Annotated in this window: 14 protein-coding genes and 1 pseudogene; 7 read left to right on the top strand and 8 right to left on the bottom strand. The window is 68.5% G+C overall.

Annotated elements, in window-relative coordinates:
- Positions 1-87 precede the first annotated feature (87 nt).
- The gene (locus tag OG780_RS00590) at positions 88-615 is read left to right on the top strand and encodes an STM3941 family protein (protein ID WP_328443534.1); all 528 of its coding nucleotides are present in this window, start codon (positions 88-90) and stop codon (positions 613-615) included.
- A 784-nt stretch (positions 616-1,399) separates the two neighbouring features.
- A complete protein-coding gene (locus tag OG780_RS00585) occupies positions 1,400-2,482 on the top strand; it encodes a protein kinase family protein (protein ID WP_328443532.1) in 1,083 nt (360 codons plus the stop codon).
- Between the two features lie 380 nt (positions 2,483-2,862).
- Here the strand turns inward: OG780_RS00585 and OG780_RS00580 are convergent, their stop codons facing one another.
- The 8 genes and pseudogenes from OG780_RS00580 to OG780_RS00545 form a co-directional block, all read right to left on the bottom strand.
- Entirely contained in the window at positions 2,863-2,985 is a 123-nt protein-coding gene (locus OG780_RS00580) for a hypothetical protein (protein WP_328443530.1), read from the bottom strand.
- 98 nt (positions 2,986-3,083) lie between these two features.
- Entirely contained in the window at positions 3,084-4,730 is a 1,647-nt protein-coding gene (gene abc-f, locus OG780_RS00575; protein ID WP_328443528.1) for a ribosomal protection-like ABC-F family protein, read from the bottom strand.
- A gap of 411 nt (positions 4,731-5,141) precedes the next feature.
- Entirely contained in the window at positions 5,142-5,579 is a 438-nt protein-coding gene (locus tag OG780_RS00570) for an SRPBCC family protein (RefSeq protein WP_328443526.1), read from the bottom strand.
- 34 nt (positions 5,580-5,613) lie between these two features.
- Positions 5,614-5,958: an ArsR/SmtB family transcription factor gene (locus OG780_RS00565; RefSeq protein ID WP_328443524.1), complete on the bottom strand. Its 345-nt coding sequence runs from the start codon at positions 5,956-5,958 to the stop codon at positions 5,614-5,616.
- A complete protein-coding gene (locus tag OG780_RS00560; RefSeq protein ID WP_328443522.1) occupies positions 5,955-6,419 on the bottom strand; it encodes an SRPBCC domain-containing protein in 465 nt (154 codons plus the stop codon). The genes OG780_RS00565 and OG780_RS00560 overlap by 4 nt, the downstream gene beginning before the upstream one ends.
- A gap of 455 nt (positions 6,420-6,874) precedes the next feature.
- Positions 6,875-7,121 (bottom strand): annotated as a pseudogene (locus OG780_RS00555) (transposase); the annotation flags it as partial.
- Between the two features lie 175 nt (positions 7,122-7,296).
- Complete coding sequence (locus OG780_RS00550; RefSeq protein WP_328443520.1) at positions 7,297-7,989, bottom strand: DUF4232 domain-containing protein; 693 nt, start codon at positions 7,987-7,989, stop codon at positions 7,297-7,299.
- Between the two features lie 83 nt (positions 7,990-8,072).
- Complete coding sequence (locus tag OG780_RS00545) at positions 8,073-8,972, bottom strand: PIG-L deacetylase family protein (RefSeq protein WP_328443518.1); 900 nt, start codon at positions 8,970-8,972, stop codon at positions 8,073-8,075.
- A 651-nt stretch (positions 8,973-9,623) separates the two neighbouring features.
- Here OG780_RS00545 and OG780_RS00540 point away from each other — a divergent pair.
- From OG780_RS00540 to OG780_RS00520, 5 genes are all read left to right on the top strand, one after another.
- A complete protein-coding gene (locus OG780_RS00540) occupies positions 9,624-10,562 on the top strand; it encodes a helix-turn-helix domain-containing protein (protein ID WP_328443516.1) in 939 nt (312 codons plus the stop codon).
- Positions 10,563-10,647: 85 nt separating this feature from the next.
- The gene (locus OG780_RS00535) at positions 10,648-11,562 is read left to right on the top strand and encodes an IS982 family transposase (RefSeq protein WP_328443514.1); all 915 of its coding nucleotides are present in this window, start codon (positions 10,648-10,650) and stop codon (positions 11,560-11,562) included.
- A gap of 134 nt (positions 11,563-11,696) precedes the next feature.
- Positions 11,697-12,203 (top strand): hypothetical protein, encoded by a 507-nt coding sequence (locus OG780_RS00530; RefSeq protein ID WP_328443512.1) that lies wholly within the window; start codon positions 11,697-11,699, stop codon positions 12,201-12,203.
- Positions 12,204-13,054: 851 nt separating this feature from the next.
- Positions 13,055-13,312 (top strand): hypothetical protein, encoded by a 258-nt coding sequence (locus tag OG780_RS00525; protein WP_328443510.1) that lies wholly within the window; start codon positions 13,055-13,057, stop codon positions 13,310-13,312.
- On the top strand, positions 13,312-15,336 hold the full coding sequence (locus tag OG780_RS00520; RefSeq protein WP_328443508.1) for a hypothetical protein: 2,025 nt from the start codon (positions 13,312-13,314) through the stop codon (positions 15,334-15,336). Before OG780_RS00525 ends, OG780_RS00520 begins: the two co-directional genes overlap by 1 nt.
- Positions 15,337-15,466: the final 130 nt, after the last annotated feature.

Genomic DNA, 15,466 nt, shown 5'->3' with positions numbered 1-15,466 from the left:
CTCCCGGGCGAGCCCTACGTCGGTGGCACCAGACGGCCCGCAAGAAGACTTCCGCTGACGAGGGCTCTGGTCCTATCGTCTGAGCCCGTGATCAGAAACGGCGTTCCGCTGCCCCCGACGGTCTATCCGCTCGCCAAGAGACGTGTGTGGGCCATGCTGGCCGGCTCTCTGGTCTTCGTCGCTCTGGGCGTTGGTTTCCTGGTCGCCCACAGCACCATGAAGATGACCGTGGCGGGGGCGCTGGCCGTGCCCTTCTTCGGTTTCTGCTCGGTGGTCATCATCCAGCGCCTGCTCCGCGGCCGACCGGAGCTGGTGCTGGACGACGCGGGAGTGGACCACGTGAGGCTGGGCCGGTTCGGCTGGGACGAGATAGCCGCCGTGCGGATACGCGAGCAGCGGGTACGTAACACCTCGCAGTGGTTCATCGAGTTGGTGCTGCACGATCCGGACGCCTATCTGGCTCGAGCACCCAAGCTCGTCCGCAGCACCGCGTCCATGAACGCACGCCTCGGCTTCGGCCCCGCCAACATGGCCACCAACACCTTGCCGGTGCCGCCCGAGGCGGTCTTGGACGCGATGCGGCGTCACCGCCCCGGACTCGCGGTACAGCACTGAGCGCACCCGCCGGCACACCGCCGCCCGCGGACCGGATGGCATCAGCGGCAGGACCCGGTCCGCCCGCAACCCGCACATCAAGACCACCGCGAAGGTCGCCGGCAACCACGACGCGATCCCACCCGCCCCGCGCACACGACCGTGACTGCGACCGCGACCACGGTCCGCACCACCACCGCACCAGCCGACCCGGTGGCACTCTGCCGCAGGTTTCCGCAGGTCTGGAGCCCGGCGCGTCGCACTGCTATTATTGATCTTGAGCTGAACGGCGGAAGTCGCACCGGTCGGTGATGCGTTGGTGGTCCAAGGAAAGACGCCCCGCTTCCTGCGGGGAAATGCAGGTGCAAGGCCTGCCCGGCGCTCTGTGAAGACCCTGTCCCGCGTTGTCCGGGACAGGGTCTTTTTCGATGCCAGAGCCACAGCCGGGCCGGCCGAAGAGACAGAACCCGGACCGACGGCCACGGCGGTTGCCGCCAGGTCGGCAGCCGATCCAGCCCTGCCGGCCACCGGCCACCCACCGCTCCGACCGGACCGCCCGCCGCGTTCGCATGCTCAACCGGTTCCGCCTCGTGCGCATGCCCGGGAACGGCGGTACGCATCGGTCGATCAGCGCGCGGGGCCCGGCAACCGCCCTCGTCTCCGTGCTGGCAGCAGCCCCCAGTCGCTGGCAGGAGACCACACCCCCGAGCTCGTCAGGGATTCATGTGGCGGCGACTTCGGAGTCGCGTCACTCACCCCTGGCATGATCGACAGAGTCAGTTCCGATGTCAGGCAGGAGCCGCCGATGGACGTGACCGGGCCGGCGCATGCCGCGCGAGTTTCCGCTTACGCGACCGTGGGAGCACGGCTGTCCCTGCTCAGCGACCGTCGGCTCGAGGACGCGGTGGCTGCCGCGCGAAGTCTCGGCTCCGGCATCGGCGGTAGGTCGGCGGAGATGGAAGTCGAGGGGATACGCGTCTTCGTCAAGCGGGTCCCGCTGACGGACCTCGAACTGCAGCCGGAGAACGCAAGGTCGACCGCCAACGTGTTCGGGCTTCCTCTCTTCTACCAGTACGGGGCGGGGTCGGCGGGGTTCGGTGCCTGGCGTGAGCTGGCCGCGCACCTCATGACGACGGGCTGGGCACTGAAGAACGAGTACGCCGGTTTCCCGCTGCTGCATCACTGGCGTGTTCTGCCCGACCGTCCCCCGGCCGGCTTCGTCGACGAGCTCGGGGGCGTTGAAGGAGCCGTAGCGCGTTGGGAGGGCTCGCCGGCCGTGCGCCGTCGGCTGGAAGCCATCGGAAGGTCCTCCTTCAGCCTGGTCCTCTTCCTGGAACATGTGCCACAGACGCTCGCCGAGTGGCTCGGCAAGAACCGTGATGCGGCCCTGTCCGAGCCGGCAGGCGAGTCGCCCTACCGGTGGGTCGAGAACGCGCTGCTGCAGGGGACGGAGTTCATGAGCGCGCGCGGACTGGTCCACTTCGACACGCACTTCGCCAATCTGCTCACGGACGGCCGACGGGTGTACTTCGCGGACTTCGGGCTCGCGGTGAGCCGCGACTTCGAACTCTCGGCCGAGGAGCGGGCCTTCCTCGCCGATCACCTCGTGTACGACCGCTCCTACGCACCGAACCACCTGCTTCGCCACCACCTGCCGGACGACGTGCGTGGTGACACCGAACACGGGACCTTCCTGCGCGAATGGGTCGATGGCCATCGGCCCGACGGCGTCCCGGCCGACATCGGCGCGATCATCGACCGTCACGCCTCGCACGCGATCGTCCTGGACGACTTTCATCATCGACTGCTCACGCAGAGCAAGCACACTCCCTTCCCCGCGGCCGCAGTCCGGCGGGCCCTGGCCGACGCGTCAAGGCCAGGGGAATGAGAGCCTGTTGCTCAGCGGAGAGCGGAGCGGGTGACGGCCTGGACTCGGCTCGGGTGGAGAACGGCCGGGCGCCGGCCCGTGATCGCGATCCGGCGGCATGTGCGGGAGACTGCGGGGTGTCTGCTTCCCGATCGTTTGCGGCCTCCGACGAGATACGTGCGTATCTCGCCGATCAGTTGAATCTCGCCCTGCGCCGTCCCGGAATGTTCGGGACGGATTCGGAACCGGCCTTGCGCATGCTGATGGATCACTTGCTGATCGTGGAGTGCCTGCCCGAGGCTTTGGCCGAGCAGCAGCACGTCCGGGACGAGCGCGGCGCACGGTCCCTGCCGAAAGGCCGGCAGGAACGGGCGCCCGGTGCCCGGGAGGATCCGGCGGCCTCAGCGGGCCCGGGCGGCATCGGCCCGGTGCCCGGTGGCCGTGGCCGGCACCGACGCCGGCAGGAACGCCGCCGAGGCGATGACCGCCGCCGTGTGCAGCCCGCCGGGCAGCCACCGCACCACGCCGGCCCCCGGGAAGCACTCCCACCGGCCCGGGCAGAGGAGAACACCGACGTGGCGATCCGGTGAGTGCCGTGCCCGCCGCGGTCACAGCGTGCGGGTCAGCACCTGCGGCCGCCCCGCAGCTCCAGCCGCTCTCCCGAAAAGCGCTCGCGGAAGCCGCGGTCGTGCGAGACGGCGACCACCGCTCCCGGATACGCCGTGAGCGCCGCCTGAATGTCCTCGACCAGGTCGAGCGCGACGTGATTGGTCGGCTCGTCGAGCACGAGAAGGTCCACGGGGCGCGTCACCAGCCGGGCGATCTGCAGCCGCCGCCGCTGGCCTGCGGACAGCTCCGCCACCGGGACGTCCAGGTCCTGCTCGCGGAACAGCCCCAGCGCCAGCAGCCTTTCGGCGTACTCCTGCGGCAGCCCGGGCTGCCCGGCCGCGAAGGCGGCGAGCAGTGGGAGCCGTGTGGAGCGCGCGGGCAGTTCCTGGGCCAGGTACCCGATCCGTCCTGGACGGCACACCGTGCCCGCGTCCGGTTCCAGGTCGCCCGCCAGGACGCGCAGCAGCGTCGTTTTGCCCGCTCCGTTCTCGCCCGTGACCAGCAGCCGCTGCCCGGGCGTGATCGTCAGCGTCCCCTTCAGACGGAGCCGCTCGCCGACGCGTATCTCGTCGAGCTCGACGAGCCGGTGGCCGACGCGAAGTGTGCCGCCCACCGCCGGCAGGGCCGCCGTGAACCGCAGCGGCTGGGGTGGCGCCGCCACCGGGTTGCGCTGCAGGTGAGCCAGCCGTTCCCGAACAGAACGCACTTGTCCGCCGAGTTTCGCTTCGTGCGAGCGACGGTGCTTGCCGAAGCCCTGCCTCGGATCCTTGCCGGTGACGGCCAGCCGCCTGCCCGAGGCTTCGAGTAATTCCTCGGTACGGGCCAGCTCATCGGCCCATTGCGCGTACTCCTGCTCCGCACGGCGCCGGGCGGCCGCCTTCGCGGCGCGGTATCCGAAGAGGCCGTCGCCGTACCGGCGCACCGTGCGGGCATCGCGGTCGACCTCGAGGATCGTGGTGGCGATGTTCTCCAGGAAGCCGTGGTCGTGGGTGACTGCGACGACGGTGCCGCGGTGCGCGCGCAGATGCTCCTCCAGCCAGCGCACGGCCGCCGCGTCGAGGTGGTTGGTCGGCTCGTCGAGGAGCAGTAGCTCGGGGGAGGCCGCCAGCACACAGGAGAGCGTGAGCCGCGACTGCTCGCCGCCCGAGAGCGAGCCGAGCACCCGCTCCCGGGTGATGCCGGCGAGCCCGAGCCCGTGCATGGCGGCATCCACGCGGGCGTTTGCCTCGTATCCGCCGCGCTCCTCGTATGCGATCAACAGCTCGCCGTACGCGGTGAGTTCGTCCTTCGACGCCTGGCCGAGCCGCCCCTCCGCCTCGCGCAGCCGGCTCTCCATGGCGCGCAGTTCGGCCAGCGCGAGATCGACCACGTCCTGCACCGTGCGGTCCAAGTCCAGGTCGAGGGTCTGGGCGAGGTGACCGGTGTCGCCGCTGAAACGGACAGTGATCTCCCCGGCGTCCGGCACCTCGGCCGCGGCCAGCAGCCGCAGCAGGGTGGACTTGCCGGAGCCGTTCTCACCGATGACAGCGGCCTTCTCGCCCGGGCGGACGGTGAAGCACACCTGATCGAGGACGGTCCGGGTGCCGTAGGACTTGGTGACGTCCTTGACGGACAGCTGCGCCACGGAGGCGGGCACAGCGGTATGGGCGCGTTCGCGCATGAGACTTTCCCTGGGAATGCGAAGGGTCCGCGGGCAGCAGAAACGGCGGTGTCAGCCGTGCCCGGACTCAGAGAAAGTAGAAAAAGCGCATATGGGTACCGTACAGGACGATCCGTGCCCCCCTCAAGGAGATTGCCTGCCAGTGAGTCACCGGCCCATGGTGGCCGAGCCGGCTCGACCGCCTCCTGGACGACGCTCCTGTCGCAGCCCCTGTCCGGGAGTTGCCCAGGACAGGGGCGGGCGGTCGACCTCTGCCGTGCGGCACGTTGTGGTGGACTGCTGATGGACCGGCTCGCCAGGGCCTGACGCCCCGCCCCGCCCCGCTGGGCTGGGCGGGGCGTTTGCCAGAGCATGCCCATGGCCGCGGCGATCGCGCGAGCGTGCCGGGGTGGCAGCCGCCCGCGGACGGGGTCAGTGCCAGTTGCTGATCCGCACGTCGTGCGGGTGCGGTGCACCGGTGCCCGTCTCCACCAGGGATTTCAGGCTCATCAGGAACAGTGCCCACTTGGTGGTGCAGTGGTTCATGAACTCCACCTGCTCGCGCCACCCTTCGTGCGCGAACAGGATGATCGTCCACTCGCCTTCCTGTTTGAGGTCGAAGGTCACCGTGGTGCCGACCCACTCCTCGGGACCGCTGACGACCTCCCACCGCACCCGGGTGTCCGGCTGCAGTTCGAGGACCTTCATGTCGAAGCCGCCGACGTCGCCGAAGCGGAACTGCAGCACGTCGTCGCCGCTGCCCTCGGTGTCGGTCGTCCACCATGCGGCCAGACCCTCGACCGTGGTGAGTGCCTGATAGACCGTCTCCCGGGCCGCCGTGGTGCCGACCCGGTGCAGGATGTCCGCCATCTCGATCTCCTCACTTCTTCGCGTTCTCGGCTTGCTACTTCTTCTCGTTCTTGGCTCGTTGGATCGCCTCGGCGATGTTCTTGACGCGCTGCAGCCGGGCGTCCCACAGCGCGCCCACCGCCTGCAACTGGGCCACGGCGCGCGCCAGTTGTGCCTCGTCGACGTGGTAGCGCCGCTCCCGGCCGGCCGCCGTGGACCGGACGAGTCCGGCCCGGTCGAGCACGGTCAGATGCTTGGTCACGGCCTGCCTGGTGACGGGCAGACGGGCGCTGAGGGTCGTCGCGGTGCCGTGCCCCTCGGCCAGCAGCAGGTCGATCATGCGGCGCCGTGTCGGGTCGCCGATCGCCGACCACAGACCGTCGTCGACGCCGGTGTTCATCGCGCGCCCGCCGCCTGCTTGGCGGCCGCCGCCAGGCGGGGCAGATAGAAGTCCCAGCCCTGCCGGTGGTCGTTGTAGTGCGCCTCGAGCACGGCGGCCTCCCAGCCGCGTTCGCGGTACCCGCTCTCGCGGAAGCGGAGTGTGGTCCCCTCGCCGGCCGGGACGAGTACGAAGGTCACCAGCAGCGAGTTGCCGGGGGCCGCGGTCTCCCCTTCCTCGTAGGTCCACCGGAACGACAGTGTGCGCGGCGGATCGGACTCGACGACCGTGAACGGCACGGACTTGCGGACGCCGCTGCCCTCGTCCGTCCATGTGAGACTGCCCGGCCTGCCGGGGACCGCCTCGAAGTCGGTCTCCGCGCTCCACCAGTCCCGGATGTGCTCGGGCTCGGTGAGCACGTCGAACACCACCTGGGGCGGGGCGTCGACGTACAGCTCGCGCTCGATGCTCCCGTACTCCATGTCCGCAGCCACCTTTCGCAACCTTAGGTTGCACATCACGATAGGCGACGCCGGCGCCTTACGCAACCGAAGGTTGCTCATTGGTTCGTCGCAGCACTTGTACGGGCCTACGCCGACGGGGCCAGGGCCGGCACGCGTTCCAGCAGGCGTACAACGTCGCCTTCGGATGGGGGCGACGGGTTCTGAGCACCAAGGCCAAGCCAGAGGGGGCGGTTCGACGAGCGATGTCGACCCGGTGGGGAGCGGTCCGCAGTACGCCGATGAGCTGGCTGCCGACGTTGTGTGGGAAATCGGCGGCTGCCTGCTGCCTGCTGCCTGCTTCCTCGACCGGAGCGAGCGGCTGGTGCTCACCCATCAGACAGCGAGGAGAGCGCCACGGCTTCGGCACGCGCTGAAGCAGTAGCCACGTTGGCTCTCAGCTCGGAGTGGAGCCGGGGGCCGTCCGGGGCCGGGTGCACCAGTGGCTCGGCCACCGCGCGTAACTGGGGGCGGCGACGGCGGTGGCGTCGTCCTCGAGGCCCAGGCGGACCGCGTCCGGGACTGCAGTCCACGACGATGGGCCCGGGGACAGGGCGGCGACCAGGGGAATAGGGCCGGCCCGGGATGATCTGGGGAGGGGCTGCGGGAGCGGCCGTGGACGTGGCAGAACAGCCGCTCCAAAGGGCAGGCCGCATCACTGCGCAACCACGGGGATACGTCCACGATCCGCCCGGCTGCAGCATGGCGGCGCCGGTTTCCGGCGCCGCCACGCTGCAGGCGTCAGCCCGCCCCTATCCGCTTGTCTCCCGCACCGCGAACTACCGACACCACCACGCCCACGTCAGGATGCCCAGCAAAATCACCCTGAGGAGCCGGGACCGGTGACACCCGCGCAGGCTCAGAAGTCGTCCGCGCCGTTGCGGAGTTCGGGAGTCCAGTAGCCGGTGAGGGCCTTCGCCGGGTCGACGGCGATGCCCTCGCTGCCGGGCGCGGCGACGGTGATGACCGTGGAGTCGCCCTCCAGCATGACGGCGAACGCCGACACGGGTTCGTTGTTCTCGTCGACCCCGCCGTCCGACAGCTTCACCAGGGCGTAGGCCGGGGCACCGGCCGTCAGCACGACCGGTGCGGCCGGCTTGCTCTTGGCGACGGCCGCAACGTCCTGCTTGTGGCTCTCCACGAACTGGATGTGCGGGAAGCCCGTCAGCCGGCAGGAGTGCCGGGTGGTGTTCTTCGCGGTCAGGACGATATGGGTGTAGGGCGGACCGTCCTGCCTGGCGGCGGTGACGCGTACGTCTGCTGCCGTGCACACCGGCGTGGAGGCGGCCGCCTGCTTGCCGGTCGTGCCGGAAGAACCCGCGGAGGTGTCGGTGGAGCCCGCCGATGCCTTCGATCCCGCCGATCCTGCCGAGCCGGTCGCATCCGTCGCGTCGGACGTGCCGGTGGCCGCCGGGGACGACGCCGCCGGGGCCGAAGGGGTCGCCGCGGATGACGACTTGGTGCCCGATCCGTCCTGGCAGGCGGTGAGGGACAGGGCCAGAGCCGTGCCCGTGACGGCGAGCAGCATGGAGCGGTGACGCGAGGCGTTCATGAAAGGTTCCCCCGTGAGTGGTGCGGGGCCGCGGCTCGGTGCCGTCGGCCGGTGTCGGTCGGTCTGCCGGTTCTTCTCGATGGTCAGTTGCCCTTGCCCGGCCGGTAGTCGGAGGGCAGGGTGTGGACGAACTCGCGCGGATCGGCGTGTGCGGCCTCCAGCAGTTCCGGGACGCTGTGATAGCCCAGCGCGTACAGGTTCCGGCCCGGGTCCCAGGTGTTGTAGGCGTACATCGCGTTGCGCTTGATCGTCATGTGGGAGCCGGGGATGGTCAGCACGTAGGCCGCGCCGTCCGCACGGTCCTGCTGGGGACGTTCGTAGGCGTAGACGTGGTTGAAGCGCACGTCGGAGATCGTGCCGTCGTTCATCAGGCGGTAGGCCACGTCGCTGCCCGCCTTGTGCGTCTCGGTGTGCTCGAGCCAGCCGGCGGTGAACTTGTGCGAGGCTCCGGGATACTGAGCGGCGAGCGCCCTGACCTTCGCTTCGATCCGGTCGACCAGCCGGTTGTAGGCGGAGGTGCTGGAGAACCCGTCGTCCACCACCTTGAAGTTGATGACCTTGTCCACGCCCAGCGCCTTCGCGGAGGCCATGAACTCGGCGGTCCGGGCGGCGACGACCTTGGTGGTCCCGTCGGTCGGCCAGGACAGGTTGTGCCGGCCGCCCGCGGCGCACGGATGCGGGCTGGACCACTGGGTCAGGGGGCACGGGTCGGTGTTCATGCGCACGGCCAGATCGGGATTGCGGCCGTCGCTCACCAGGACGAGGTAGACGGGCCGGCCCGCCGCCTTGTGTTCCAGGATCGACCCGGCCAGGCCGATCGCGTCGTCGTCCTGGTGCGGGGCGTAGAAGATGGCGGGCTTGGCGGCGGCCGACGCCGTGGGAGCACGGCCCGCCTGGTACGCCACAGCGGCCGCGGTCAGCGCGCCGGCGGTCAGGACGCTCCGCCTGGACAACCCTGCGGTGCGCCCATCGCTGCTGTTCATGTTGAGAGGTCCCCGTTCGGTCTGCTGCATGTGTGCGACGCTCTGTCGAGAGGCGGGTGGTCGGCGCCGCTCCCGCACCGGCTCCGTCCCCGGCGACCGTCCGCCGAGGGGGGCGTCGACCGGAGTGCGTATGCCTGGAGGGCGTCCCGCGTCTGTCTTCAGTCGATCATCTGAGGTGCTCCATGCCCAGGCGGTTCTCCCGGCAGAAGCACCGTCGGCCCTACTTCTGCCGGGGGCTCGCATCCGAAGGAGTTGCGATGACCGGGGACGTCGGCGGTGCGCGACGGTACGCCTTCCACGGGGCGCCTCGGGCAGCAGCAGCGGAACCTTCGGGTCGGTTCCCGGCTGAGCCAGGAGGCGCCGGCGTATGCGGCCGGGTGAGTGTCAGGGCGCCGGCCGGCACGGAATGCGGGCGCACCCGGGGGTGCCCCTAGATGAATGAGTCCAAGGGCTCGTAGCCGTAGGCCGCCGGCGAGTGGTGTCGCATGTCGCTGCCATCGCCCGCCCAGCACGTGCAAGGCGTGCCCGTTTCATTTTGGAGCTCAGCGGAGACGCGACGCATGCTTCAGCGACTCGGTGGACGTCTGGGTCGGGGCCCGGCTGGGGGATGGCCTTGAGTCTCCAGCGACTGGAGACAGCAGAGTGGGGGACATGGACGTTACGACCCTCTACTCGATCGGGGAGCTTTCCCGGCGGACCGGCTTGTCTGTGAGGACCATCCGGTTCTACGCCGATTCGGGGGTGGTAGCGCCGACCACCCGTAGTCCCGCCGGTTACCGGCTCTACGACCTCGACGCAATGCTTCGTCTGGAACTCCTGCGCACACTGCGCGAGTTGGGCATGGACCTGGCTACGATTCAACGGGTACTGGACCGTGAGCTCTCGGTGGCGGAAGTCGCCGCGGCGCACGCCGACGCCTTGGACGTCCAGATCCGGATGCTGCGACTGCGTCGGAGCGTTCTGCGAGTCGTGGCCAGCCGCGGGTCCAGTCCCGAGGAGACCAAGCTCATGCACAGGCTCACGCAGTTGTCCGGCGAGGAACGCCGACGTTTGATCGACGATTTCGTGGATGGCACCTTCGGCACAGTGGATGCCGACCCGGCCGCGGTGGCCATGGTTCGCGCTGCCACTCCCGACCTCCCCGATGATCCGACCGGCGAGCAGGTCGCCGCGTGGGTGGAGCTCGCCGAGCTGGTCGGCGACGAGGATTTCCGTGCCCGGATGCGCCGGACGGCCGTACGTCAGGCGGCCGGGCGCCCGCTCGACATCGAATGCGATGCCGGCGAGGAACTGATGGAGTTCACCCGTCAGAAGGTGGCCGAGGCCATGGAATCGAGCATCGACCCGCTCGGCGACAGGGGCGCACCCATCATCGACGACCTCGTGCACCGCTTCGCCGAGGTGTTCGCGCGCACCCCTGACGCGGAATTCCGGGACTGGATGGCCCAGCAGTTCGAAGAGGCGCACGATCCCCGGGTAGACCGATACTGGCGGCTGGTGTGGATCGTCAACGGCTGGCAGGTGGTACCGAGCCTGATCCCGGTGTACCCCTGGCTCACCCAGGCCCTGCGAAATAACCGTGATGCATAGTCACCGCAGTGGGCACGCCCCGGATCCCTGAATGAGTCCAGAGGATCGCCTGCGTACATGAGACGAGGGCGTCCAACGTCGATGTGTGACTAACGGCCTGGATACCCTCGCAACGGCACTCTATGCCCGGATTGACGACGAGTTGAAGGCTTCACCGTGGCTGGCGCCGCGGCGGCCTGCCGTCGGAATCACGGCCACGCTCAGTGACGCCGAGCTGATCACGCTCGCGGTCATGTCGGCGCTGCTCGGATACACCTCTGAGCGGCGCTGGCTTCGCCGCGTCGGGCGGGACTTCGGCCATCTGTTTCCCTACGTGCCGCAGCAGTCCGGCTACAACAAGCGGCTGCGCGCCGCGTTCTCACTGCTCACCAGCATGATCCGGATCGTGGCCCGCGATACCTCACTGTGGAGCGACGATGTGTGGCTGGTCGACTCCACACCGGTCGGCTGCGGTTGCTCCCGTGAGACGGCCAAACGCTCGGACCTGGCAGGCTGGGCCCAGTACGGCTACTGCGCATCACACTCGCGATACTTCTGGGGGCTGCGTCTGCACCTGGTGTGCACGCTCGGCGGACTGCCGGTCCTGTTCGCACTCACCGGGGCCAAGGCGGACGAGCGCGAAACGCTGCGCGACATGCTCGATACCGCGCCAGACGTCCTCGCCGTTCACCCCGGGCAGACGATCATCGGGGACAAGAACTACTTCGGCCGCGAGTTCGAGCACGGCCTTGCCGAGCGTCACCTGAAGTTGCTGCGGCCAGCCCGCAAGGGGGAAGCCGAGCCGGCCGGGTCACACCTGTTCAAACCGCTGCGGCAGGTCATCGAGTCGATCAATCAGACCTTCAAGGGGCAGCTCAACCTGGAACGACACGGCGGCAAGAGCCCTGCAGGGGTGTCAGCCCGGGTCTTGTGCCGGATCCTCGCACTCACAGCGGCGATCTGGCACAACGACCAAACTGGACAGCCCATCAAGCGATCACTCACGGCCTACGATCACTGACCGCAACGACACCCCTTGGACTCATTCATCTAGGCCATCGGACGGTCCTGGCAGGGGTATTTGGGATGTGGTCGGTCAGCTGCGGTTCGGACCTGCGTCGAGTCGGCGTGAGGCAGCTCTGACAGGATGACCCAATGTTCGATTTCGGCCTCGTGGGCTACCAGCCGATGTGGTTGAACCATCGCAGTGACGTTGTGCGGGAGCACGCGCAGCGCCTGCGCGGTCTTGCCGGCCGGACTCTGACGAGAGTCTGGATGGTCTGGGACCTTCAGGATGACGAGTGGTTCTGTGACTGCCCGGTCCTGTTCGACTTCGAGGGAGAGCAGGTCGAGATCAATCATGACAAGTTCGACGATCTCTCCCTCACATGGAACACGATCGACCCCGGTCGTCCGGTTCGGTGGCCCGGCTTCGACCTGCGGTGGCGTGCCGAGCCTCTTCCCGGACTGCGCGCTCTGCGGGGCCAGTCCCTCGAAGGGGTCGAACTGCTCGAGTGGACAGGCAGGGATCTGGCTCAGGGAAACATCGACGTCAGCTTCGTCTTCGGGACGAGCCGGGTGACCGTCTTCAACGCTCTGGACGAGAACGGGCTGAGCTTCGACCTGCCTGACGGGCGTCAAAGGTCCCACCCGCTCTACTGATGCCACGGGAAGTTCAGCAGTCCGTTGAGGACCTGCTGGTGTACCCGGTGCCGGCCGGGCGGCCGGGCTACGTGTGAGGGCCCGAGACCGGACAGCGGCTGCGCGAGCGGACCCGCTCCCTGTCGGGGGCGGGTCGCCCTGGGTGGCGTCCACATCCGTGACGGCCGTCAACTTGAACGCTGGGCTTATGGAGACGTGCTCGGTGATCCGGGATTTTGCCGCGGTTCGGGCAACAGTCGCCTGAAGGCGGCCGATTCGGAAAATTGGCCGCCGATTCCGGATGCCTTTCTCCCGTCGGGGTGAAGCTCGGAATAACCCGTTCCCATTCTGCGGAATTCGGTGCGGCGAGGGGACTCGAGCCGGTAACTGGAGTCCCCTCTTCCACCCGCGTGATGCACTGCCGCGCCCGGGAAGGGAAGGGCGGTGATTTCGAGTGCGGGGGTTCCGCTTGTTCAGCTCACCATCATCGGGCCCCCGCAGCAAGATCTTCCGGCGTTCGGAATCGTTCCGAACGGTGAAGGTACAGGTCACGGGCGTATCGGGCGGTCTTGAGTCTGCTTCGGGCGGCTGTGGTGCGGCTGGCTTCGGGGAGCGGCGTGATGGATTTCCGGGCTGGCGGGAGGCCGTCCGAATACTGGTGAAGGGGTTCTGAATCGAGCGGAAAACGGAAGTGGCGGCTCGTTGGATGTCGGCAAATGCTTCGGAAGTTTCCGGTCATGATCAGAGGGTTGCCCTGTCTGGATTACAGCAGTGAAACTCGTTGAGCGATCACCCCGTCACGGCCGGTAACCGGATGGGGTGGCGAATCGCTGCGGCGGGACCCCGCCGTGCCCGGGAAGGGGAGGACGACCATGTCGGTAGGTATTACGCGGTGGCAGAGCCAGCAGGTGACGTCACCGGATCATGTTCTGTGCGAGGCGTCGCTGACGTTCCGCCACCGGATCACCATTTTCTCGGTGATCTTCGTGGTGGTGGTCGTGCTCGTGTACAGCGGGCACTCCGTCAGTGACGCCCTGGGGCTGGTCATGGCGGTTGGAGCGGCGGCCGCGCAGGTCGGTCTGTGGCTGAGCGGGCAGAGCCAGACCGCCGGCTCCGCCCGGGGGGCGTGATGACGCAGCCACCGAACGGGCAGGACGGCAACGACAACTGGCCTCGTCTGGAGGACGTCGGGACGCAGAAGGAGTTCCGCGAGGCGCTGAACAAGCTGCGCGAGAGGAAGAACCTCACCTACAAGCAAGTGGCGGAAGCCAGTGACGACGGCTCCGGCAGGAAGCTGACCACGACCACGATCCACACGGCGCTGGCCAAGGACGCACTGCCCACCAGGGACTTCGTGATCAAGTTTCTGTGCGGTTGTGGCCTGCGCAGTGAGGCGGAACAGAATCCCTGGCTCAGGCGCTGGGAGGTGCTGCGGGACAAGCCGACGCCCGTAGAGCCGGACCTGTCTGACGACCCGGCTCCAGCCCAGGTGCCGCAAGCTGTCAAGCCCACGGACGCAGGAGCGACAGCGACAAAGGACGAGCTGAAAGACGCGGTGCCACCCGATGGCGAAAAGCCCTCGCCGCCCAAGAAGCCTGAAGAGCGCTGGAGGCCTTCGGCCAGGCTCTTGAAGCTGCTCGCGGCCGTGACAGTCTGCGCGGTGGTGGCTGCTCTCACCGGCTGGGGATGGCATTACAAGACGGTGGACGACGAACGGCACCGGCACGAGAAGCAGGTGCAGGAACAAGAACGGAAGTTCAGGGAGAAGCACTGCGGCACCCTCAACCCGAGCCTGGTCACCGGGACCGACGGGGAGTGCACGGGCATCACCGACGGCAGTGACGGCGCAGCGGTCTTCGGAGACGACCTGAAGCCGGTGATGACCGCCATCGGGGCCGAGAACCGCGACGTGATCAAGGGCGGCGACTACGTGACGGTCGCGTTCCTGGCACCGCTGGCCTCAAAGAGTGCGAACAGCCTGACCTTCGGTCAGTACGTCGCCGAACTCGAGGGCGCCTACACCGCCATCGAGGAGCAGAACGACAAGAACAGCCGCCCCAAGATCCGGCTGGCCGTGGCCAACATGGGCAGCAGCGAAAAACAATGGGCCCAAACGGTCGGCCGGCTCATCGCCATGAAGAAGGACAGCCGCCTGGTGGCGGTCGCCGGCCTGGGGCTCAGCCAAGAGGAATCGGTACTGGCCGCCCGGGCTCTGAGCAAGGCATCTCTGCCCATGGTCGGTGACCTGATCACCGCCGACGGCTTCGACTCCACCGGCGAAGTCGACGGCAAGGGAGCGATCAACGGACTGGCCCGCGTCGCCCTGCCCAACTGGGACCAGCTCACCGCCATCAGCGAGGAACTCGGCCCCATCCGGCGCACCGCAGCCCTGGTCAGGACGGGCCTGACGCCCAACGGGAGCAAGGACCTCTACACCGAATCCCTCAACCACGGCTTCCGCGGCATCGAAGGTCTCGAGAAACACCTCGACGAAGCTTCCGATTTCCACTTCGACCCCCGCGGCGGCCCCGGCACCAGCATGTCCAGCATCAGCGAGGACCTCTGCCACACCGGCAAGAAGATCGACACCGTCTACTACGCCGGCCGCGTCAAGTACCTGCCCGACTTCCTCGACGCCCTGGCCGGCAGAAGCTGCCACACCCAGCCCATCACCGTCATCACCGGATCCGACACGGCAGGCTTCGACCCCAGGACGAAATCTCTCCACGTCAGCGACGCGCCGATCACGGTCCTGTACGCGTCCTTCCGCAGCGCGGCGCAACTCCGCGGCCCGGCCAACCCCGCCCGCAACCTCTACGAGGCCTTCGCACGCGACTTCACCGCACGCCACCACGGACAGCAATTCGATGCGGACCACCTCACCGACACCTACTGGTCCCTCGTCGCCCACGACGCCGTCCTCACCGCCGCGACCGCCCTGCACCGAGCCGCAGCAAACGGCGACAGCCCGACCAGCCTGCCCAACCGCTACGCCGTCGGGAACGAACTCTTCGCCCTGCGCAACGACGCCGTAGCCGGCGCAACCGGTCACTTCGGCATCGACAAGAACGGAAACCGCACCGACACCAGCAGCGTCGTCACCGTCCACCAACTCGGCCGCCCTCTGCCCACGGCAACCCAGAACAACAGCTAGATCGCACTTGATCCCATGGTGGGGGCAGACCGACCCAGGTCTGCCCCCACCGTCGTGCCCCGGCAACTGCTCCACGGAACCCGGCACCCGCCGGCCGGGGCCGAGTTCGTGAGCCGCCCCCTGCCGGCCC

The organism is Streptomyces sp. NBC_00386 (assembly GCF_036063235.1).
Taxonomy (GTDB): Bacteria; Actinomycetota; Actinomycetes; order Streptomycetales; family Streptomycetaceae; genus Streptomyces.
Note: the sequence above shows the minus strand (reverse complement) of the source record. Positions and strands in the feature narration are given on the sequence as shown.

What these genes read in the sequence shown, in the direction of transcription:
- OG780_RS00550 (WP_328443520.1), bottom strand. Translation starts at nt 7,989, where the DNA reads ATGAACGCCTCGCGTCACCGCTCCATGCTGCTCGCCGTCACGGGCACG.
- OG780_RS00570 (WP_328443526.1), bottom strand. Translation starts at nt 5,579, where the DNA reads ATGGCGGACATCCTGCACCGGGTCGGCACCACGGCGGCCCGGGAGACG.
- OG780_RS00525 (WP_328443510.1), top strand. Translation starts at nt 13,055, where the DNA reads ATGTCGGTAGGTATTACGCGGTGGCAGAGCCAGCAGGTGACGTCACCG.
- OG780_RS00560 (WP_328443522.1), bottom strand. Translation starts at nt 6,419, where the DNA reads ATGGAGTACGGGAGCATCGAGCGCGAGCTGTACGTCGACGCCCCGCCC.
- OG780_RS00545 (WP_328443518.1), bottom strand. Translation starts at nt 8,972, where the DNA reads ATGAACAGCAGCGATGGGCGCACCGCAGGGTTGTCCAGGCGGAGCGTC.
- OG780_RS00565 (WP_328443524.1), bottom strand. Translation starts at nt 5,958, where the DNA reads ATGAACACCGGCGTCGACGACGGTCTGTGGTCGGCGATCGGCGACCCG.
- OG780_RS00585 (WP_328443532.1), top strand. Translation starts at nt 1,400, where the DNA reads ATGGACGTGACCGGGCCGGCGCATGCCGCGCGAGTTTCCGCTTACGCG.
- OG780_RS00530 (WP_328443512.1), top strand. Translation starts at nt 11,697, where the DNA reads ATGTTCGATTTCGGCCTCGTGGGCTACCAGCCGATGTGGTTGAACCAT.
- OG780_RS00540 (WP_328443516.1), top strand. Translation starts at nt 9,624, where the DNA reads ATGGACGTTACGACCCTCTACTCGATCGGGGAGCTTTCCCGGCGGACC.
- OG780_RS00520 (WP_328443508.1), top strand. Translation starts at nt 13,312, where the DNA reads ATGACGCAGCCACCGAACGGGCAGGACGGCAACGACAACTGGCCTCGT.
- abc-f (WP_328443528.1), bottom strand. Translation starts at nt 4,730, where the DNA reads ATGCGCGAACGCGCCCATACCGCTGTGCCCGCCTCCGTGGCGCAGCTG.